The following is a 21479-nucleotide window of genomic DNA, read 5'->3' on the forward strand; positions in this document are numbered from 1 at the left end:
GAGCCGGCTATCCCGGCTCCCGCTGCACATCGACACTCTGGTTCAGGGGCTGGAGGCTGCCACCGGCAGTGATGCTCCGGCCGTCACGAACAGATCCGGCCCGGAATCCGGGAATCCACCACAGGCGCGATCGCCCGGTGCCACCGGATCGCAGGGCCACTGCGCACGCACCACCTTCTCGCGCAGCTCGAAGCGATCACCGGTCCAGACCACGAACGCGATGTGCTCGCGGTTCCAGTCACTGTAGGCGCGCGGACCGCCCTTCTGCGCCGACTCCGGGTACTGCACGAACCAGCGCATGGCCGGACCGTACTGCAACTTGCTGTGGTCCAGGCTGATCCGGCCCTGGCGCGACAGCTGGCGCGCACGGTCGGCTTCCGTGACCGGGGGCATGGCCGGCATGGCTTCGGCGGTCACATCCCTCGGCGCCGCATCCCCGCGGACCTGGTACACACGCTGGGCTACATAAGCCTCGCGGCAATCACCCGCTGGCACACGTACCGGCTCCGCGCCGTACTCCTCGCGGTTGGCGACCCGGTCGCTGCAGGTGAACGGCGCTGACACCAGATAGAACGTGCTGTCGGCGTCGCGCCCTTCCAGTGAGCGCACCCAGATGTCGCCCATCCGCACGATGAAGTCCGGGCGCTGGCCGTAGCCCGGCACGGCCTTGAACCAGGCCTTCTGCTGTACCTCTCGCTCGCGCCAGCTGCGCGGCAGGTGGATGTCCTGCTCGGGCAGCGCGACCAGCATCGCAGCCAGATGCGCCGGCATCGTGCCCTGGCAGGCGCCGATCAGCAGGTCGCCCTGGGCCGCCAGGCGCCCGGCCAGATCCACCGGGCAGCGGGCACCAAGCGCACGCTCGGTCGCCTGCTCGGGCGGCAACGGCACGATGGCCAAGGCGGGATGTGCGGGCGCTACCGCCGGAGCGGCTGGCTCGACGGCAGCAGGCGGTGCAGCTACAGGGGCCGTCCCTGCAGCCGTCGCGGGCGGGGGCGTCGGGTTTGCAGCGGGCTCCGGTTGTGCGTCCACCACGGTTGTTGCAGGGGCTGGCGCGGCAGCGGGTACATCGGAAGCCGGTGCCGCGACAACGGCATCGGTCGCCACGGGCGCTGCAACGGGCGCCGCCCCTGCAGGCGCGTCAACGGTCGCCTCGGCAGCGGGGGGCGTCTCCGCGACAGGTGCCGCTGCCTCCTGAGCCTGTGCCGACGCTGCGGCAAGTCCAAGTGACAGCAGCCAGAGCGGCGGCAGGCGGCGCACGGATGCATTGCAGCGGGCAGCGGCGTGCCGGGCATTCGAGTGAACGATTCGCATGTGGTGTCCTTACAAGTGGGTTTCCATGTCGGCGCCACGGGGGCGCCACGCGTCGTACGTAGATCGCCAGCGGGCAGCCCGCCCGCCGGCGTCAGGTGCTACAGGGATCGCGAACGCTGCTCCTGCTCGCGGGCGAGCGCAGCCGCCGGGTCCTGCTGGGCGACGGTGGCAGCCAACTGCTGGCTGCTCTGCGCCAGCGGCTGCTGCGCCGCCTGTTCGCGATCGACCGATGCGCGCAACATGGCCGGATCGCCCAGCGCGCCCTGCACCGCAAAGAGCGTGCGGCCATCATTGCCGGCCAGCAGATGATCGATACGCGACATCCCGGCCTTCTGCGCGCTCAGCGCCAACGCGCCGGCAGCATTGTCCAGTTCCTGCCCACTGCGCAATCCGCTCTGCGGTCCCATCTGCTGCAGGTGCTGGCGCGCCCCTTGGAACAGGCCGTGTCCTGGCTCACCCGGCTGCGACATGTCGCGCACAGTGGCCTGCTGGGCCGGCGCCCCGACTTCGCCCCGCTCCAGCCGCGCCATCACGTCTGGCGTCAACTTCTGCTGCCACACATCGAACCGCTGCTGGCGGGCCTCGATCCCGTTCAGGCCGCCGTTGATCGCACGCGTCGCTTCGCGCACATCCTCGCGCGCCGCCTCCGGTACCCGCGTCTGCCACTGCCAGACCGCAATACGGCCTGCGTGCTCGGGCTGTGCGGCCAGTTCCGGCTGATTCACCAGGTCCAGATCCAGCGCCTTGCCGGCACGCTCGTAATTCTCCTTGCCGACCAGCGGCAGATAGCCACGGCCGTGATACTTCAGCGCATCACCGGGCGCATCGTTGCCCATGCGGCCGCCATACATCAGTTCGGCCAGATTCTCCGGCCGCCCTCGCAGCGCCTCCTGGCGGGCGCTCTCAAGCGCACCATTGCCATTGCGCCACGCCGCTTCCACCGGGATCTGCGAGATACCCCGGGTGAAGTTGAAACTTTCATTGAGCCGGCTCAGGCCACGGGACTCGTGCCCGGCCTGCGCCATGAAGTTGGCCAGTTCCCGGGACGAGGTCATGCCGGCCTCCGTGGCCTGCCGCAACAGCTGCGACTCTCTATCCTGCGACACGGTGCAACTCCTGAATCTTCATCAGCGCGGATTCCCTTCCGCCGGTTGGAGCTTTGCTCATGGAAGCGACACCTCGGCGACACTGGACGGGTCGAAGTCCTCGAACCGCACCCTGCCCAGCTCCGCCACCGAGTAATCACGGACATTGGTCGCTTCGGTCTCGATATCCACGACCTTGCATCTCACCCCGTCCACCCAGCAGGCCTTGTCCGCGGGCGCATAGCGGAACCGGTAGGTGCTGCTCCAGCGCTCGCGGCTACCGCCGTTGGTGATCACGCTGAAGGTGCCTTCCTCGACCATTGCATACGCAAAAGGATCGCCGGCCAGGCCACCTCGGGTGGAACACGGCACCAGCTTGTCGTTGCGCGCAGCCAGCTGCCAGCGCCCGCGCCCGTCACCGCGCAGCAACAGCAGCACCCGGTTGGGTCCGTGCTGGCCAGGCACCAGCCCTTCCGGCGTCGGCTGATCGATGACCAGCAGCTGATACTCGATGCCATCGCCGTTGAGCTCGCCCCTGACGGCTTCCAGCAGGTTCGCACCGGACGGAACAAATGCCAGGGCATCGTCCATGTGTGCGCCAGCCCTGTCTTCCATCCCCTCCCACTCCTTCAATATCGTCTCGCCGATGCTCGCGTCGTAGGCAGGCATAGTGGCGTTGCCCAGTCGCGCCAGTCACCCTGCAGATGCGGATGATAGCTCCGGGAGCACCGTGGCAGCGACGGTGGCAAGCGTCACCCATTGAGCGGGGGGACAGGGTCCTCATGGACGGGAAAGCTCCTGCAATCGGTAGCGCCGAAGCGTCATTTTTCTGACGCCAAGAGAGCTTAGCGCGAGGAGGTCGCTTGCGTCGAAGATCGAAAGCTTGAAATGGCGCTACCAGTCACAAAATTCGGGGCTGCATCCACGAAGCAAGACGGTCGAAGGCGGCGCAACGCCCCCAAATCGCCCGTAGCCTCACGTGCAGTTGTTGAGTAGCAGAGAACAGGCTTTCGCATCGGCATCGATACATTCCCCCACTGCCTTTTCCTCCGCCTCGGGCAGTGTCCCGGCCACTGCAGAATAGGTCTGCTCAACGTCACTGCCACTACTGCGGGCACGGACCACTGCGGCGCACTGGCCAAGCGTGACAGCAGCCACCACTTTGCAGTCACCTGCTCCGCACTGACTGACCGCGGTGTCACGTGCATCACGCTCGTTCAACCCCAAATGGATCGCGGAGCCCTTCGGCACACTGCCAGCGGCGATCGCGCTCCAAGAGTGGGCGATATTGGCCACCATGCGACTGTTCTTTTCTTTGCGGTGCGGCGTCTGGCTGAGGCCACTCGTGCAATCAGGCGCGCAGCCTGTCTGGCGACTGCCGATGCAGGACCGCTGCCATGCTCGGGAGATTCGTGCTCGGCTGACCGCTTGGGGCACTCAGGCAACGCATTGACTCGACCGGCGCGCGCGTCTCCTGGTATGCCATTGCTCTGATATTCCTTGCCGCACGCCCTTGGTCAAAATTCATCAAACAATGGCTTGGTACAGTTCGAATAGAACACTTCACATCGTCCTGCGCGATCATTGCGGCACATTGCTTCCGACGCGACATGCGCCAACTCGGGGGTAGCCCCTGTCCCAAGTCCCGCACGCCCGGCACCGGATCGCCCACTTGGAATGACCCAGGAAATACACTGATTGAAATAGCTCATGCTGACTGTGCAGTCTCGGGCACCTGAAGCCCCACACTTTGAAACTGCTTCGCGCTCGGCCTCATTCTTGGATCGCAATCCTGTTGAAACCCCGGCATCCTGAGTGCTCTTCGACTCCGCAATTGCCCCCCAGGTCTTGGTCCATTTGCCAGTCGGAGTTGCGAGACGGATCTCAGAGGGGGCAGCGCTTCCAGCGGCACCTCCCGGAATCGGCGCACATCCGTGCGCGCCCTGACCTCCAATCGGGTAATACCCTGGCGGACAATTGCCTTCAGCGAACGCAACTTCGGTCAACAAGAAGAGAAGAAAGAAGAAAAGAATAACCCACCGCTTTGCTCCATTCATAAAACTGTTCTCACTCCCTTCTCACTGGACCAGCCAGACGGTACCGCGATTGACATTTCCTCCATCTCATAGATCGGCTTAGAACAAACGGAGCAGGCCACTTTACATTGCGCTCCATCAGAGCGCATAGCGAGCCCTGGAACACATATTAAAACCCCTTAGCCCGCCATAGCGATTCTTCGCCCGCCAAATGGGAAATTACTACTTACAATCGCGCCTGCCGCAGAGATTCGACACCCATGATGTGAGCACTAAAAGCACCCACCGCACGAATTTGGCTCCGAATCAGAGGACCTGAATGCCCCCAATTGAACCCAAAGACGCTGGCAACTCCAGTCGCCCGATGACGCACACACGGCGCTGCCGCTTGAGTCCTAACGCGGTACAGCACCCCACGTGGCGCCCCTCGCGTCCTATCGCTCGTAGAAGGCGAATCGCTAATAGCGCCCACCAGCGGCTATTCGGCGTTGCAATCTCCAAGGCTATCAATTAACTATTGAAGAGAACTAGAACTCCTCAAAAATCGGTTTCGTGCAGTTGGCATAGAACTCCACACATTTTCCTGGCTGATCATTCTTGCACATTAACTGGGCCGCAAATAGCGCTCGCTCCGGCGTGGGCCCACCGCCCACGCCCGACTGCCCGCCCCCAGAACGCCCACTTGGAACGACCCAAGAAGCGCACTGATTGAAGTAGGCCAAATCGACCTTGCAGTCACGCGCGCCTCCCGATGCACACTTGGAAAGAGCCTCTTGCTCTGCCAGCTCCTTGACTCTCTTTCCCGTCGACACTCCTGCATCTTGACTGTTCTTGGAAGACGCTATCGCCCCCCCAGGTTCGCACCCACTTGCCAGTAGGACTGGCAAGCTGAATCTCCGCTGTGGTACCACCTCCACTGGCGGCCCCGGGTATCGGCGCACACCCACGTGCCCCTTGCCCCCCAATCGGGTAGTAACCAGGAGGGCAATTACCTTCGGCAAAGGATTGATACGCTACGCCCAAGATCAAAGAACTGGCGAGAATCGCTTGCGATACAAGAATTTTCATCGCCCGCCACCTCGATCTTTATCATGCATATCGAACTCGCTATGCAGCGCAGCCATTCGCATTTCCTCTAAGCCCAGACGATGGTGGCGGAGAGTCAAAGGCACCCTGCAATCTCGGAGTGACTGCAGAGCCTACACCCATCGGTTGAGATTCGTGAGTCGCCGGTGCGTTCGGCTTGTATTGCCCGCAGCCCGTCGAACCCGGCGGCTGACCATTCGGGCCCGGCGATGCTGGCACTGTACTACCGCCTATCTGCGGATATGCCATGAAGCTGCCCAATGTTCCCTAGAAGAACATCGCCGCCGATGGGGCACAGTCAGATCAGCGTGATCAGGATCAAGCCCATGCCGCCTTGCTGCAGTGCCATGCCCGACATACCTTCGCAGAAATTCTCACCCATCAGCGTACCCGTCAACGTGCTCCCCCAAAAGGCGAACGCAACCTTGGACACCATCCTCATCGCGATGCCGGTCACATCAATGAACCGAAATATCAGGGCTCGACATAAGCCTGCAACTTAGAATTCATCAAATATCGGCTTACTGCAGTCCGAATAGATCTCTTCGCAATATCCCGGCTGATCATTTTTGCACATGGCTTGCGCGTTGAATTTGGCCCTTTCGGGCGTGGGACCAGCTCCAATCCCAGCACGGCCCGCGCCAGAACGCCCCCTTGGAATGACCCAAGAGACACACTGATTTTGATACGTGAAGCTAACCGAACAATCAGCAGCACCAGCTGATCTGCATTTTGAGATTGCCTCACGAGAAGCCTCCCCCTTGGATCGCTTACCGACAGAGGTGCCCGCGTCCTGAGTTGCTTTCGATTCAGCAATCGCCCCCCATGTCTTGGTCCATCGCCCAGTAGGAGAGTTTGCGGGCAATTCGGAAATCCCGCCACTCGATGTGCTACTCGGTGCGCCACTTGGAATGGGAGCACAACCTCGGGCGCCCTGACCTCCAATTGGGTAGTACCCTGGCGGACAATTGCCTTCAGCGAACGCAACTTCGGTCAATGAGACGAGAAGAAAGAAGAGAAGAATCACCCATTGCTTTGCTCCATTCATAAAACTGTTCTCACTCCCTTCTCATTGGACCAGCTAGACGGCACCGGAATTCGCATTCCCCCTAAGACCAGAGGCTGACGGCACCGAATCGCCTGCGCCATGCAATCGTGGACTGACCACCTGCCCCACACCACCAGCATCAGCTTGCGTCACAGAAGGCGAACTCGGTTTATAGCTCTGCCCGCCCGTCGAACCCGGCGGCTGACCATTCGGGCCCGGCGATGCCGGCACCGCACTACCGCCTATCTGCGAATATGCCATGAAGCTGCCCAATGTTCCCTGGAAGAACATCGCCGCCATTGGGGGCGCAGTCAGGATCAGAGTGGTCAGGATCAGGCCCATGCCGCCTTGCTGCAGCGCCATGCTCGACATACCTTCGCTGAAATTCTCACCCATCAGCGTACCCGTCAACGTGCTTCCCCAAAAGGCGAACGCAACCTTGGACACCATTTTCATCGCAATGCCGGTCATGGCTGCCAGAACCGCCATGGAGAACATCGTGCCTATGCCGTAGAGCAGCCACTTCTGGAACAGCTGCTTGGTCTGGTCAAACAGCAAGCACAGGATGAACAGTGGCCCCAGGCCGATGAACAAGGCCAGCGCGACCTCGTACAGCAGAAGCATTGAGCCAGCCGTGACTGCCGGACCACCCGTGCCCATGCCAATGAACCACATGGCACGGGTCTTCGCGTTGTCCAGCGTCACGTCACTCATCACGTCCAGCGCGTCAACGCTGGATAGCGCCAGCTGCATGTACCCCAGGTTCTCATCGATCAGATCCTCCGGTGAGTCCTTCTTCCCGGTCACGACGTAAGTGATCTCGTTCTTCACGTCATTGATGAGAAAGCCATGCATCTCGCGACCGAACATACCCATGGTCGTGGCAACCGACACGATCAGCGCAGCCTTGGCCATGTTGGTCACGAGCACCATCATCGAATCGCGGCTGCGACCGGTGGCGATCCGGAAACCCTGAATCAGCACCCAGAGCGTCATGAGAGTCAGTGCAATGCCACCGACCCACGCCATCATGCGTCCAAGCAGCTTGACGCCGTACTCCGCGATTTCCTTATGCAGGTAATCGAGGATAAGCCGGAAGAACACAAAGTCCCCAATTGAGGATGACGCGTGCAGATTCTGCAGCATGTGCAGGGGGCCTTGCCCCAAGATGCCATCCATCAGCCCAAGATCCATAACTTCACCTAGAATTTGATTGCAGCTCGACCGGAGCAGCGTCTAATCAGTTGGAGAGCGCTGCCTTCAGTGCCGCGGCCTTCACTACGGTACCGAGAGGTGACTGGCCGGTACCCTTCAATGCGCGCTGCGCAAGAATCTGCTGCATCTTGGTCAGCGCCTGAATCTGCTTGTCATACCCTTCAGTCTTCTTTTCCCAGGTCGCAAAATCTGCCTGCATATAGGCATCAGAAACGACTGCATTCGCGGAGGCCTCTGCCATCGCACCCTCGCCGCTCCACAGATCACGGATATCCTTGATCCTGTCCAGCACCCTGCGCATGTCGGGCATCGTCTTCTGCACAACTTCCACGGTCTCGTTGTACTTCTGATTCTCCATGACCTGGATTGCAGCGCAGATGTTGCGCTGCTGGGCTACGATGTCCCCACCCGGGCTCAAGTCCAACGCAGTGAGGATACCGCTCAGACTCATGATATTGCCGGCGCCACAGCGCTCGGCGACATTCCACTCAAGCGGAACCGGCTTCAGCGTCACCCCAGTTGGCATGAGTGGGCTCGCAATGATCTGATTGAACTTTGCCAGCTTCTGCGCCCAGTTCTGCGTCGTCTCGATGAATCGCTGAGCCTGGGTGCCGTACTCGGCAAGCGCCTCGGCCTGCGACGCAAGCGTATTGACTTCGGTCATCGTGCCGTTGAAGAGATTCATACCGATCTCGACAACTGGAAGTGTGTAGGCCTGAACCGGAACAGCCATCATTCCGGCCAGTGACAGCGCCAGCATCGTGTTCCTGACGCGGTTGGTGGCACCCGATGATTTTTTGATACGAATGGCGGCCATGTTCTTCTCCATGGAATTCAAGGAATTCACGCTTTTCACACCGTCGGCAGCACTCATGCCGCCACCTCACTGTTGTTCGTTGACTTTCCCGAACCCTTTCGGTTCTTGTAGAAGTCTTCCAGCCACTGCTCCGGCGTCAGCTCGTCCACGGTGATCCGGTTGCGGACTGCGGCGGTCTGCAACACCCGGTGCATGATGTCGATGTTGTCGGTCGAGGCCGAGATCACCGACAGGATGTCGTCCATGCCACGCAGGTTGAGCTGGCAGACGCTGGAGGCATGGCCCTGCTTGACCAGGAAGCAGCGCGAGCGTTCGTCCAGGGCAGTAACCACCCTGAACTCGGCCTCCGTCAGCTTCAGGCCATCCATGTAATCGCTCTTGCTGGCATTCGGGTTCGGCAGCAGGATCAGCGTGGCGGTCTGCTCGATCAGGGCGGCGGAGATATCACTCTTCAGTGCATCTTCCGGGCTCTGCGTTGCGAAGATGCCGAGACCATTCTGCTTACGGATGGTCTTCTGCTTGTTCTTCGCGAATTCCTTCAAGCCACCCTCGCCATCCAGGATCTTCCAGAACTCGTCCATTACGTAGATGAGCGGACGGCCGTCGATCAACGACTCCAGGCGGTGCAGCAGGTAATTGATGACCGGCACGCGCACTTCTGGGTTGTCGATGATGTCGGTGTAATCGAAACCGATGATGTTGGCCTTGCTCAGGTCAACGGTATCGATCGGATTGTCAAATACCCAGCCCAGCGAATTGCCCGAGGTCCAGCGCCGCATGCGCGCGTAGAGGCCATCGTCACCCATGTTGGGCAGGCTCTTCTGGAAATTGGTCATGCTGCGCAGATGCATCGGCGTATCGAGCATGCTTTCCACCGCGCGATAGATATCTTCTTCCTCGCGGGCGCTGTACTCACGCTTGCCGGCCAGGACCTTGATCAGGTCGGCCAGGAACTGCACGTTGGCTTCGTTGTTCTCGCACTGGAACGGGTTGAAGCCGGTCGGCGCGCCGTTCTCCAGGGCCAGATAGTTGCCCCCGCAGGCACGCACGAAGATCTCCGCGCCGCGATCCTTGTCGAAGAAGAAGATGGTCGGCGACGGCTCGTACTTCTGCACCTGGCTGAGCAGGAAGTTGATCAGCGCGGTCTTACCGGTACCGGACTTGCCGATCACCATGGTGTTGGCGATCGCCTTCTCACCCAGCGAGTTTTCCGACGGGTGGGTCGCGTGGAAATTGAAGTAGTACGGCTGGCCATTGGTGGTCTGCAGCGTGGTGACGCAGTCACCCCACGGATTGTTGTGCTGCTTGCCGGTGGCGAAGTTGTGCAGCGGCGACAGGCCCAGGAAATTCAGCGAGCTGACATTGGCCAGGCGTGTGCGATAGCGCCAGTTGCCCGGCAGCTGCGAATAGAACGACGAGGTAACCGCGAGGTCTTCCTTGGTCGACACAAAACCGGCGTTGGACAGCTCGGCACGGGTCGAGGCGACATTCTGCGAAAGCTTGGCCTGCGTGTCGCCGTAGACCGCCATGATGAAGTGGTATTCACCCAGCACGAAGTTGCCCGACGACAGCTGATCCATGGCCTGGTCGAGCTCGACGATCTGGCTGACCGCCTTGTCGCCGGAGGAGATCATCATGCCCTTGGTACGGTCGAGCACCTTCAGCGCGTCCTGACGCCCCATCGGGCTGAACGAATGGGTGATGACGTATTCGTAGTCCAGGTACTTCAGACCGTTGAGGATGCCCGGGTAAGTCCCCTCGGCATACTCCTTGATGTTCAGGATGGCGCCGTAGTGATTGGCACCATTGGGGGTATTGATCGCGAAATCGCCGGTCTTCGCCGAGAACATGTGGCGGCTGACAGGCAGGTAATCCTTGATCGGTGCCGACAGCACCGGCACCGGCTCGTCGATGCGATTGATCAGGTAGCCGAACAGCTCCAGCGTTTCCGAGAACACTACGCCGTTCTTGGCTTCGTACATGCCCAGGCGATACGGCGCGTAGTCGCGGATCACGGCCTCGACGTTGCCGGCCAGTTCCATCAGCTTCTCGACCGCCTGCTCCTGCTCGGCGCGCAGCTTGTCTACGTTCGCCGACTTTTCGACAAAGCGCTTACCCGCCACCACCGGGCGGTAGATCATGGTCAGGTACAGCTCGTTCTGCATGATGCGCTGCGAGGACAGCATGCCCATGTACTGGTCGGACACGTCCTGGTTGAAGCGCTGCCTGTAGTTGCTCTTGCCCTTCAGCGTGCGGCGGCGACGGATGTCGTGCACCCAGAAAGCGACGTTGACGAAGTCCGGCGCGCGCAGCGTCTGCAGCAGGCGGTTGAACGTGTTGTGGCGGTGCTCGAGCTCCCATTCCTCACGGCCGACGAACGGCAGCCCTTCCAGATGCCAGGTCAGCAGGTAGTCGCCGCCCGTGGTCTTGACCACGTTCGGGGCGACATGCGACGACAACGGGATGAACTCACTGATGGAGGTGTCAGGGCTGAACATACGACTGCTTCCAAAGAGGTACTGCCAAGGAGTTTCAAGAGACCTGGCAGGCGCGAACGCCCGCCAGGCCGGATCCGGACCTCAATCCATTCGGGCCGGCTTGTTGCGATAGTGATTGGGGTTGAACACCCACATGCCATCGTGTTCCGGCACGTTGCGCACCTTCAGCTTGAACATCAGGCGCAGGCCCAGCAGCCGGAAGATCATTTCGTCACGCTTGGCCATGTGCCGCATGATGAAGATCGCCACCGGAATGGTGAGCAGGAACCAGAAGTTCGTGTACACGCTGAGGAGCAACAGCCCGCCTGCCACCATGAAAAATGGCAGGTAGGGCACGCCCAGGAACATCGCCGGGCGCGTGCAACCGCGGAACAGGACGTTCTTATGCACTGTAGTACTGGATCGCGTTGTTGATCAGGTAGTACGTCGTGCTACCGCCGGTGCACTTGCCGTCGCTGCCCTCGCCCAGCAGCATGCGCGCGATCTGGCCAGCGGCACCGATCAGCACGCCACCGATCAGGATCGGCGCGACGTCACCGATGCGCTTGTGCGCGAAGGCGATCTGGTAGCCGGCGAAGATCACCGCGATGGTCACGACGGCGATCGAGGCCATGTTCAGCAGGCCGTTGATGTTGGAGAAGAAACCGCAGACCTTCTTGTCGGTGCCGCCGAAGTCGGTGCCGGTGGCGAACACCTGCGGGGCGAACAGTGCGCCAACGAAGATCGTGGCCATCAGCAGGGTCTTCAGCGTGCGCTGGGCCTGGACGAGGTCGAGATTGGATCGCTTCATGGATTGATTTCCTTGTTGATGGACTAACACAACTGAATCGACCAGCCGGGGGACTGGCCGCACCACGACTTCGTCAGAACACGAAGGCCGCATCCCCTGCGGGAATCTGCTGCACCGGCGCAGCCTGCACCGGTGCGTTGAATGAATTGTCGCCACCGGCGACAGGCTGGTTGCGCTCGCTCCAGGGCCGCAGCATCACGGGCCCCTCATTGCCGGCGCCGGCAGCGCCTGGCAACTGCTGTGGCATGGCCATCGCCTGCGCGGCACCCTGCTGAGGCAGCTGCTGCGGCATGCCACCGGCCTGTTGCTGCGGATAGGCGGCCCCTTGGGTGGGCTGCGCCTGCGGCTGCATCATCCGGTCCACCGAACCCAGCACTACCTTGGACAGCGCCTGGTCGGCGATGTTCAGCAGGCTGCCCCGCGCCATCGCACCGGTGGAGGGATACACGACATACGCGCGTGCCGGGTCTTCCGACGGCACGTACACCGGGCCATTGGACTGCGCAACGATGCGGGCCTGCGCCGGAGAGGCCAGCTGCGGATGATGCTCGACCTTCACGCTGCGGCGTTCGCCGCGACTCACCACGTCGATCGGCGCAACACCATTGCTGGCAAGCTGCTGCCCGCGGCGCATCGAGTCATAGACTTTCTGCACGTAGCCGTGACGGAAGCCGGTCTCGAAATTGCCCGAGTAGTAGCAGCTGAACGACTTGCCCCAGTCACCACCGGAGCGCTTGTAGCACTCGGCGAGGATGCGCGAACCCGCCTGCAGGTTCGGGCACTGCTGGAAGGCCTTCTCGTAGGAATCCAGGCCGTACTTGCCCAGGTTGTAGCGATTGACCTGGGCCAGCCCGATGGAGAAGTTGTAGCCCTTCTCTTCCAGCATGCGCACCGTCGCCAGCGCTTCGTCGAGCGCTTTGGGCTGGCGCACCAGTGCGCCGCCGACCACGCCGATGGCGTAGGGATTGCGCGACGATTCGACGTTGATGACGTGCTGCATCACATCCATCGAGACGGCCATCTCCGGGCACGCCATCATTTCCAGTCCTGGCAGCATCCTTCAGCCCTCCTGCCCCTGGGCACGCCCAGGATTGAAGTCGATGCCGGTGATGTAGCGCGAACCGGCATGCGCCTTGATATGCACGACGATGTCGATGGTCATCATCAACAGTCGCTTGATCACGTTGAATTCAAGACCCGAACCTTCGGTCGAGGCCTTCACCATCAATGCCAGCTGGTCCCAGGTCTGCTCCGGGCTGCCTGCGTGGCAACTGGTGATCGAACCCGGGTGTCCCGATGCGCAGTTGCGGATGAAGTAGAACGCTTCATCACCTCGCAGCTCGGCCAGGATGATGCGTTCGGGCTTCATGCGCAGGCACGCTTCCATGCAGCTCTTGGCGCTGACATTGCTGGTGCTTTGTCCACCCTTGGAATACAGCAGGTGCACGACATTGGGTTGGGTCAGAAACAGTTCGCGCGCGTCCTCGATCGTGACCAGGCGCTCGCTGTCCGGGATATGATTGACCAGCGCTTTCATGAAGGTGGTCTTGCCGCTACCGGTCGCACCGGATACCACGATGTTCTTGCGGTACATCACCGCACGCCGGAAGAACTCGGCGTACTCGCGCGAATGGCGCAGCTCCAGCAGTTCGCGATCCTGCTCGCTGATGCTGCCATCGCTTTCCAGGATCTGATTGAAGAAGCCGTCTTCGTGATACTGGCTGAGCGACTTGGTGTGCTTGGACGGCAGTCGGATGGTGATCGACACCTTGCCAGCGTCACATGCGGGCGGAATCACGAACTGCGCACGCTGGCCGGTGGGGAACGTGAGCGACACGACCGGATCGGCATCGGTGATGCGCTGGCCGGTGTTGCTCTCGTTCACCACCGCCGTGCAGAACTGCCGGGCCCGCTCGAAGGTCAGGCTCGGCACGTCTACCCGCTGCCACCCCGCCCGGGTTTCCAGGTACAGCTCACCGGGACGGTTGATGCAGATTTCCGTCACTTCCGGGGACGTCATGTACTCGGCGATGCCCAGCACTTCGTACTGATAGCGCAGGAAATCGCTGGAGACGAGGGCGAGGGGTGACACTTCGGCGTCCATGATCGTTCGTTGGGTTACCGGCGGGGGTGGAGCACGTTGGTGAAGTCGACGTCCTTGGCAACGTAGACGTTCACGATCGTGCCCTGGTTGATGGTGACGGTCGGCGGACGGCGGTTGCTGCTGAGTGCCTCGTTGGCCAGGCGCTCCATCGTGCGCGCGGTAGCACTCTCATAGGGCGACTGCACCGTCATGCCGTTGTTGGCGATGGTGGTCGTCTCCGGACCGTGTTCGGCGGCTGCGTACTTGAAGGCATCGGAAATCAGGCTGATCATCAGCGCCGAGGCGATACGACTGCCCCAGTGCGCGCTGTACTGGCCCGGATGACCGGCGCCACCCAGCTGATCCACGCCCGGGCTGGACATCGCAACATCGATGCCATTGGGGGTGGTGATGCGATCCCAGATCACTTCCACGCGCTTGCCCATCGGACCGCCGCCGTAAGCGCCATAGATCTTGGAGCCCTTCGGCAGCAGCAGGTTGCGACCATTGATCGAGTACACCGGCTCGGTCAGCAGGCACGAGGTATAGCCGGCGAGATCGGTGATGATGCGGGTTTCCAGCACGCAACGCAGGTAGGTGCCACGCACCAGCAGCGCATCGGGGCTCTGGATGTAGGTGGCACTGGAGACGTCTTCCACGTCCGGCCCACGGCGGATCTTCTGCTGCCCCTGCTGGTTGGGCATCATGTTCGCAAGCAGCGCCTGACGGGTCTGCTCGTCGATCGCACTACGCTGCGGTTGCGCGCGATTGCCTGCCGCAAGCGCGGCATCATCCACGCCAGCCATCCGGCGCTCGACCAGCGTCGGTCCACGGGGTTCCATGGCTTCCGGCCGGGACGCGATGGGCACCAGCTTCGGACCTTCGTCCTGCGACATCGGCGGAAGCATCGGAATCGGTTCGGCGGCAGTCGGCGGCGCCTGCGGAGGCGGCGCAACGTCCGGCAGTGTCGGCGTGCTGGCACGTGCGACATCCGGCACCTTCTGCGCGGCGTCATCACCCTCCTGGCCCTTGCGGAACAGCAGGAAGCCCATGGCCACCAGCAGCAGCACGATGCCGCCGAGGAACAGCAGCGCCTTACGGTTCAGCCGCTGCTCTTCGGCCGAGCGCAGCTGCGGTGCGGCCGCATCCAGATCCGGCGCAGGCTCGGCCTGGGTCGTGCCGAAGTACGGATTCGACTGCGCGTCCGGGGCACCCTGTGCGCCGTACGGGCTCTGGCTCTCGTCGCGTCCGTTGTTCGGGTCGTTTCCGGGAGTGTTCTGCTGGCTCATTTCTTCACGTTCCTTCGCAGGCCGACGACGAAGTCGCCGTGGCGGATGACCAGGTACGGGTGCGTCCCGTGCACGATCAGCGTATTGCCTTCAACCGTGGTGTTGACCACGAAGTCTTCACCGTATTCCGTTTCGCGACCGAACACCGCCGGGAAGATGCCGGTCTTGTACTCCGGCGAATTCGGCAGTTTCAGGTAGGTGAAACGACCATCGTCATAGGCGTTGACCGGGATCAGCCACCCCATCTTTTTCGCCTTGCTGGTCGAATAGGAGTAGTTGAAGTTGTACTGGCGGTCCTTGGCCAGCTCAGAGCTCAACAACGGCTTGGCCTCTTCCTCGACCGCCTCCTGGGCGACGCCGAACACGGTGTCGTTCGGATAGACGAAGGCGATCTTGTACTGCACGCCTGCACGACGGGCCTGTTCCAGCTGGCGCCAGTCGGTGGCCACCACCTTCAGCTCGAAGATGTAGGAATGGGTCTCGGTGCGCACCATCATGTTGGTGTCGACGTCGACGTTCTTCGGCTTGATGTAGAACACGTTCTCGCGGCGGGTCAGCTCCCAGCCGCTGCTGAAGCCGGTGCTGTAGTCGAGGATCTTCTCGTTCGGGCTCAACTCGATCTGGGTGGTCAGGCCCAGGCCGGTGCGAACCGGATAGATACGGTCCTTCTCGTACTCGTAATGGTCAACCGCCTGCGCCATCGCCGCTGCTGAGAACAGCAACGACAACATTGACAGCAGCGCCAGCGCGCTTCCCCTGATATTTCGACTACTCATCGGTTGCTTGCTCCATCAGCAGTTCCGGTGGAATTGTTCTGCGCCGGCCTCATGGCCGGCTGTCCGGGCATGACCTGCCCCGGCATTGCTTGCCCCTGCACCGGCTGACCGGGCATGGGTTGACCCTGCACCGGCTGGCCCGGCATCGGCTGGCCCGGCACCTGGCCGTTGACCGGAGCCGCGACCGGTTGGCCAGTGGCTGGATCGATCATCGTGGCCGCGGCCGGATTGTTCGGATCGTAGACGCCCTGCGCCTGCTGCGCGGCCTGCTGCGCCTGCGCCTGCATGGCACCGTCATCCGGTACCGGCACGCCACGCGAGTAGTCGTTGTCGACACGGTATTCGGTGACCTGGAACGCCAGCGGGTTGAGGATGCGATCCTGTTCGGACAGCGCCAGGTTCTGGTTGTAGCCGAAGCGCATCGTCACCAGCTGGTTGTCCAGGTAGGTGGCGACGCCAGTGCGCTTGTCCAGCAGGCTGCGCTGGATGCGCACCGAAGCGCCGCGGAAGCTGCCGTTCGGTTCGGCGCCCAGCGGCGTGATGCTGAGGATCTTGACCCGAATGGCGCGCTCGCGGCCATACATCACGAACGGGTTCTGCGGATTGTTGCCGGCATAGCGCACGCGCATGGACTGCGCCACCGGATCGGTGGACATCACGAACACCAGTTCCCAGTCGCGCAGGCCCATCACCGCCGAGTCGTACGATTCGCGCGCGAGCACGTACTGGGCGACGTTGCTGCGATTGATCGCTTCGTTGGTGGTGATCGTCTCACCCTGGAAGGTGCCACTCAGGCGCGCGACGGTCGCGGTGCCGGTGTAGGCATCGGCCATCACCAGGAACGGCACCTTCTCCTTCAGCGGCAGCATGTAGTAATAGCCGCCCGCCAGGGCAAGCGACATCAGCAATGAGCCTGTAGCCACCCACCACGCACGTCGCTCGCTGCGGCGTGCCATGTCGGCCACGGTGATCTCGTAGCTGACCGCCTTGGCGACCGACTGCTCGACCTTGGGACTATTGCCGGGATCCTTCTTGCGGAACATGGATTCTTCCGTACTGCTGAAACATCAATGGGCGTGGCACCCCTGCGACGGGCGCGGGGAGCGGCACGTTCGATGATTTCGAGGTGGACTCAGGTGCCGCTGCTGGAATCAGCGCCCGGCGCCGACGCGGTCGGCGTCGAGCCTGCGCTCTGCACAACGATCTGGTTGCCAACGATGGAGACGGAGATGCCCTGCGCCGCATAGGCTGCGGTCAGATCGATCACGGCCTGCTGTGCATTGGTGGTGTCGATGTTCGAGACCGCGCCGAACAGGGTGAAGTCCGAGCTGAGGCGGTAGTCCAGCGTGCGTCCGGAATCCTTGGCCCAGCGCTCGAGCATGGCTTTGAGCGTGCCATCCATCGGCGAGGCCTGGTAGACGTAGCTGGAGTACAGCGGGATTTCGGTCGTCGCCGCGGCAAAGCGGTTGACCGGCTTCCAACGGCCTCCGAAATCGGGAGCGGACTTGGTGGCACAACCTGCCACCATCAGCGCCGCCACTGCGGCGATGGACATTTTTGCGATAAACGCCTGATTCATACGGGCTTCACTTTGACGTACGAAAAAGCAGTTCCGAGCGTTGGATCCCTGGTCGTCCGGCGCTGCATGGCGCACACCGGAAACGGGGAGACGCGCTGGCTTGCAGCACACCTGCCCCGGCTCCCCTGCAGCCTTGCGGCTGCCAACCAGGTTGCAGGCCGAACGACGGACAACATCCGCCACGCACCTGCACACCCTTACCAACGTCGAAACCATCCTTGTTTCCATGGCACAAACTCCTGGCCACCCTACTGCTGAAACTTTGACACCCAGCACATATTTCCGGATCTCAATCATAGGGTCGCACAACCACGCGTCAATTCCATGTCAGGAAAACCTGAAAATCTATCTCTCCGTGCTATTTTTTTGACGACGCTCACCAATTCACGTCGCTGAATGCGAACTCAGTTCACACTTTTACATCTATGAATTCAGACTTTGAGCATCGGAACGTCCACCTTCGGCAGCAGCCTTGAAGTGAAGTAGCGGTCCTTGTAGTAGCGGATCTTGTCGCACTTCACCGGATGCGGTATGCCTTCGTACAAGAAGACCTCCATGTCCGGCCCCATCGCCTTCAGCTCCTGCGGCAGCATCAACGCGCGCCGTTCCTCGGTGAAGTTGTGGGTCTTCTCGCGGGCATGGGTGACGTTCTTCTTGCGCACCGTCGTGTAGCCCAGCATGTCCGAGTAGTCGTTGGCATCCTGCTGTTCACGCGGCGCGTACAGGATCTGCAGGGCGTGGTTTGTGATGATCGTGCGCGAGACTTCACGGCCATAGGTGGCGTCGAGCTGCGACATGCTCTGGATGATCGGCAGCAGGCGGATGTTGTAGCCGGCCATGTAGGACACTGCCGAGGCGATGATCTCGACCTTGCCGATCGAGGTGAATTCGTCCATCAGCAGCAGGCACTGGTACTTCAGGTCCGGGTTGGACTTGGGCAGTTCCTTGGTGTTGAGGTTGATCAGCTGGCTGAAGAACAGGTTGATGATCAGGCGGCTCTCGGCCAACTTGTTCGGCTGGATGCCGATGTAGATGGTCATCTTCTTCTTGCGGACGTCGGTCAGCAGGAAGTCGTTGCAGCTGGTGGCCTTGTCCAGCACCGGATTGATCCAGGGGTTCAGCGGCTCCTTGAAGGTGCCCAGGATCGAGGCGAAGGTCTCATCGGCCTGCGACAGCATGTTGGCGAACGCCGAACGTGCGTTGGCACTGAGGAACGGCCGCTCCGACAGGGTCTTGAGGTACTTCTTCAGCTCGCTGCCGTCGCCGGAGGACAACCGGTACACCGCACCGAGCGTCGGCGTGCCCGAGCCGCCCGGGAAGCCGCTGCTGCGCTCATCGTCCCAGTTCTCGAACAGGTACAGGGTGAAGGCCATGAACGCGTTGCGTGCCTGGCTGACCCAGAATTTCTGGTCCTCGGCCCCGTCCGGATACAGCATCGCAGCAATGCTCATCAGGTCCGAGACGCGGAAGGCCGGATCGTCGGAGACGTAGCTGAGCGGGTTCCAGCGGTGCGTGCGCCGATCCTCGGCGAAGGGATTGAACAGGTAGATCTCCTGGCCCTGGCTGGCGCGCCAGCCGCTGGTCAGGTCGAAGTTCTCCTGCTTGATGTCCAGCACCACCAGTGATTCGCCGTACTCCAGCAGGTTCGGGATGACCACGCCCACGCCCTTGCCCGAGCGGGTCGGCGCGGCCAGGATCACGAACTGCTGCCCATCCAGGCGCACCAGCTTTCCGCCATGGCTGCCGACCACGATGCTCTGGCCGGTCTTCTTGAACATGCCGTGCTTGGCCAGGTCGGCGCCGGTGGCGAAGCGCGCGTCGCCGTGCAGCGAGCGCTTGTCCTTCTTCAGCAGCAGCACCAGGCCGGTCACCATCAGCACCAGCAGGGGCAGGCCGAAGCCCACGTAGCCGGCCCATTTGATCTTGCCCACGAAGGGCGCAACCTGCGGTTGGCCGATGGCGTGGAAATACTGGTAGTACGTATTCCAGGTGAACAGCTTGGTGTCCAGCCCCAGGAACAGCAGGGTCAGATAGCCGGAAAACACGAAACCAAGCAGCAGGGTCGCCACCGTGATGATGGCGATGAGCAGATACTTCTTACTGGGCAACACCCGAATCCTCCATGATGCGCACGCGGCGCGACGGCCTAGCGGTGGCGCCAGCGCGACGCCTTCTTCCGCAGGTGGTTCTCGTTCTCCAGCCCGGGCTCCTCGCCCTCCTCACGCACCAGTTGCAGCAAGCGTTGGCGCGCTTCGGCCAGTGATATCAGGTCGGTCAGACGATCCCCATCGTCGGCGACGACCGCATGGCCGACCACATCGCCCGGAGCGTACACCGGCGCGTAGGACACCGCTACCAGCTGATAACGCCCGCGCACCTCCAGCACGTGCCTGAACTCCTGCATCGATCCGCCTCCTTGTTTGAGCAACGCCACAGCCCCCTGCTCCGCCATCATGCCCGCAGGCATGTCATCTGCGCATGCACACCCGTCCAGGTCCGCGCCGCGTCAGCCGCAGGGATTCGGTGGACCATTCCGTCGCGGACGCGGCATCGCCACGGATCAAACACTGATTTACCCCCAGCGTGGCTGCTCCTGTTGCGGTGCAGCAGTACAATGTCGGGCTCCCCGCCCCATCGCGCCCCCCGCATGAGCCCCAACTCTTCCCTGGCTGCGCGGCTGACGCCCCGTCAGCGCACCCTGATCATCCTCGCCCTGTCGCTGGGTGGCTTCGCCATCGGTACCAGCGAATTCGCCAGCATGGGCCTGATGCTGGAGATCAGCCGCGGCCTGTCGATTTCCGAAACCCAGGTCGGACACCTGATCAGCGCCTATGCCATCGGCGTGGTGGTCGGCGCCCCGATCCTCGCCTTCGTCGGCGCCAGCTTCCCGCGCCGCAAGCTGCTGTTGGCGCTGATGGGCTTCTACGCGGTCGGCAACCTGGCCAGCGCGCTGGCACCGAACTACGGCACGATGCTGGTGGCACGCTTCGTCGCCGGCCTGCCGCATGGCGCCTACTTCGGCGTTGCGATGCTGGTGGCTGCGGCGATCAGCCCTGCCGGCCAGCGCGGCCAGGCAATGTCGCGGGTGCTGCTGGGCCTGTCGATCGCGATCCTGGTCGGCAACCCGTTGACCACCTGGCTGGGCCAGCAGCTGAGCTGGCGCACCGCCTTTGCCCTGGTCAGCGTGCTGGCCATTGCCACCGTGGCGATGATCGCGCGCTTCCTGCTGCCGGACCCGGACGAAGTGCGCACCTCGCCGATGCGTGAGCTGCGCGCCTTCAACACCACCCAGGTGTGGCTGGCGCTGGCAATCGGCGCGGTCGGCTTCGCTGGCATGTTCTGTGTGTTCACCTACCTGGCGCCCACCCTGGTGCAGGTCACCGGCGTGGCCGAATCGTGGATGCCGCTGGCGGTGGGCGTGTTCGGCATCGGCGCGATCATCGGCAACATCGCCGGTGGCTGGCTGGTGGACAAGTTCCACTTCAAGGCCGCCGCCGTGGTGCTGCTGTGGTCGATCGTGATGCTGCTGCTGTATCCGCTGGCCGCGCAGTCGGTGTGGACCATCGGCCCGATGATCATCACCGTCGGCACCATGGGCGCGCTGGCGGCGGTGCTGCAGACCCGCCTGATGGATGTGGCCGGTGAAGCGCAGACGCTGGCGGCCGCCTCCAACCACGCCGCGTTCAATACCGCCAATGCGCTCGGCCCGTGGCTGGGCGGCATGGCGATCAGCGCCGGCTTCAGCCCGGCCAGTACCGGCTATGTCGGCGCAGCCACCGCGATCGGCGGCCTGCTGCTGTGGTGCGTGGCAGTGACGCTGGACAAGAAGCGCAAGACTGCCGTCGCCGGCAGCCACTGAAGAAACC

The 21479-nt window shown here is 62.3% G+C and carries 22 protein-coding genes; 1 reads left to right on the forward strand and 21 read right to left on the reverse strand.

Features of this window, described 5'->3' with window-relative positions; genetic code table 11:
* Nucleotides 1–42 precede the first annotated feature (42 nt).
* From EGM71_RS12575 to EGM71_RS12675, 21 genes are all read right to left on the reverse strand, one after another.
* A complete protein-coding gene (locus EGM71_RS12575; RefSeq protein ID WP_430544063.1) occupies nt 43–1311 on the reverse strand; it encodes a hypothetical protein in 1269 nt (422 codons plus the stop codon).
* Nucleotides 1312–1409: 98 nt separating this feature from the next.
* Complete coding sequence (locus EGM71_RS12580; RefSeq protein ID WP_188485201.1) at nt 1410–2417, reverse strand: XVIPCD domain-containing protein; 1008 nt, start codon at nt 2415–2417, stop codon at nt 1410–1412.
* A 57-nt stretch (nt 2418–2474) separates the two neighbouring features.
* Nucleotides 2475–3011, reverse strand: coding sequence for a hypothetical protein (locus tag EGM71_RS12585; RefSeq protein ID WP_101765716.1), 537 nt, complete (start codon nt 3009–3011; stop codon nt 2475–2477).
* A gap of 360 nt (nt 3012–3371) precedes the next feature.
* Nucleotides 3372–3695: a DUF4189 domain-containing protein gene (locus tag EGM71_RS12590; RefSeq protein ID WP_188485202.1), complete on the reverse strand. Its 324-nt coding sequence runs from the start codon at nt 3693–3695 to the stop codon at nt 3372–3374.
* A 218-nt stretch (nt 3696–3913) separates the two neighbouring features.
* Entirely contained in the window at nt 3914–4453 is a 540-nt protein-coding gene (locus EGM71_RS12595; RefSeq protein ID WP_188485203.1) for a DUF4189 domain-containing protein, read from the reverse strand.
* A 506-nt stretch (nt 4454–4959) separates the two neighbouring features.
* Nucleotides 4960–5379: a DUF4189 domain-containing protein gene (locus EGM71_RS12600; RefSeq protein ID WP_317608629.1), complete on the reverse strand. Its 420-nt coding sequence runs from the start codon at nt 5377–5379 to the stop codon at nt 4960–4962.
* Between the two features lie 437 nt (nt 5380–5816).
* On the reverse strand, nt 5817–5975 hold the full coding sequence (locus tag EGM71_RS20840) for a hypothetical protein (protein WP_223224464.1): 159 nt from the start codon (nt 5973–5975) through the stop codon (nt 5817–5819).
* A 42-nt stretch (nt 5976–6017) separates the two neighbouring features.
* Nucleotides 6018–6566, reverse strand: coding sequence for a DUF4189 domain-containing protein (locus EGM71_RS12610; protein WP_223224465.1), 549 nt, complete (start codon nt 6564–6566; stop codon nt 6018–6020).
* 33 nt (nt 6567–6599) lie between these two features.
* A complete protein-coding gene (locus EGM71_RS12615; protein WP_119006458.1) occupies nt 6600–7745 on the reverse strand; it encodes a type IV secretion system protein in 1146 nt (381 codons plus the stop codon).
* A gap of 61 nt (nt 7746–7806) precedes the next feature.
* Complete coding sequence (locus EGM71_RS12620) at nt 7807–8655, reverse strand: hypothetical protein (RefSeq protein ID WP_188485204.1); 849 nt, start codon at nt 8653–8655, stop codon at nt 7807–7809.
* On the reverse strand, nt 8652–11096 hold the full coding sequence (locus EGM71_RS12625; RefSeq protein ID WP_188485205.1) for a VirB4 family type IV secretion/conjugal transfer ATPase: 2445 nt from the start codon (nt 11094–11096) through the stop codon (nt 8652–8654). Before EGM71_RS12625 ends, EGM71_RS12620 begins: the two co-directional genes overlap by 4 nt.
* An 81-nt stretch (nt 11097–11177) precedes the next feature.
* Entirely contained in the window at nt 11178–11486 is a 309-nt protein-coding gene (locus EGM71_RS12630; RefSeq protein ID WP_080347493.1) for a type IV secretion system protein VirB3, read from the reverse strand.
* Complete coding sequence (locus EGM71_RS12635; RefSeq protein WP_049444299.1) at nt 11479–11886, reverse strand: TrbC/VirB2 family protein; 408 nt, start codon at nt 11884–11886, stop codon at nt 11479–11481. The genes EGM71_RS12630 and EGM71_RS12635 overlap by 8 nt, the downstream gene beginning before the upstream one ends.
* A gap of 73 nt (nt 11887–11959) precedes the next feature.
* Nucleotides 11960–12943 (reverse strand): lytic transglycosylase domain-containing protein, encoded by a 984-nt coding sequence (locus EGM71_RS20995; RefSeq protein ID WP_188485206.1) that lies wholly within the window; start codon nt 12941–12943, stop codon nt 11960–11962.
* A 3-nt stretch (nt 12944–12946) separates the two neighbouring features.
* Nucleotides 12947–13990, reverse strand: a complete 1044-nt coding sequence (virB11, locus tag EGM71_RS12645; protein WP_049444303.1) for a P-type DNA transfer ATPase VirB11 — start codon at nt 13988–13990, stop codon at nt 12947–12949.
* Nucleotides 13991–14004: 14 nt separating this feature from the next.
* On the reverse strand, nt 14005–15258 hold the full coding sequence (locus tag EGM71_RS12650; RefSeq protein ID WP_135967034.1) for a TrbI/VirB10 family protein: 1254 nt from the start codon (nt 15256–15258) through the stop codon (nt 14005–14007).
* Complete coding sequence (locus tag EGM71_RS12655) at nt 15255–16034, reverse strand: TrbG/VirB9 family P-type conjugative transfer protein (protein WP_101765724.1); 780 nt, start codon at nt 16032–16034, stop codon at nt 15255–15257. Before EGM71_RS12655 ends, EGM71_RS12650 begins: the two co-directional genes overlap by 4 nt.
* Complete coding sequence (locus EGM71_RS12660; protein ID WP_135967033.1) at nt 16031–17077, reverse strand: virB8 family protein; 1047 nt, start codon at nt 17075–17077, stop codon at nt 16031–16033. Before EGM71_RS12660 ends, EGM71_RS12655 begins: the two co-directional genes overlap by 4 nt.
* Nucleotides 17078–17166: 89 nt before the next feature.
* A complete protein-coding gene (locus EGM71_RS12665; RefSeq protein ID WP_135967063.1) occupies nt 17167–17613 on the reverse strand; it encodes a hypothetical protein in 447 nt (148 codons plus the stop codon).
* Nucleotides 17614–18044: 431 nt separating this feature from the next.
* On the reverse strand, nt 18045–19724 hold the full coding sequence (locus EGM71_RS12670) for a type IV secretory system conjugative DNA transfer family protein (protein ID WP_188485207.1): 1680 nt from the start codon (nt 19722–19724) through the stop codon (nt 18045–18047).
* Nucleotides 19725–19759: 35 nt separating this feature from the next.
* Nucleotides 19760–20017: a hypothetical protein gene (locus EGM71_RS12675; protein ID WP_188485208.1), complete on the reverse strand. Its 258-nt coding sequence runs from the start codon at nt 20015–20017 to the stop codon at nt 19760–19762.
* A 243-nt stretch (nt 20018–20260) separates the two neighbouring features.
* Between EGM71_RS12675 and EGM71_RS12680 the strand changes: the two genes are divergently transcribed.
* Nucleotides 20261–21472, forward strand: a complete 1212-nt coding sequence (locus tag EGM71_RS12680; RefSeq protein ID WP_188485209.1) for an MFS transporter — start codon at nt 20261–20263, stop codon at nt 21470–21472.
* The last annotated feature ends 7 nt before the right edge of the window (nt 21473–21479 follow it).

The sequence above is a fragment of the Stenotrophomonas maltophilia genome (assembly GCF_006970445.1).
GTDB classification, from domain to species: domain Bacteria; phylum Pseudomonadota; class Gammaproteobacteria; order Xanthomonadales; family Xanthomonadaceae; genus Stenotrophomonas; species Stenotrophomonas maltophilia_AU.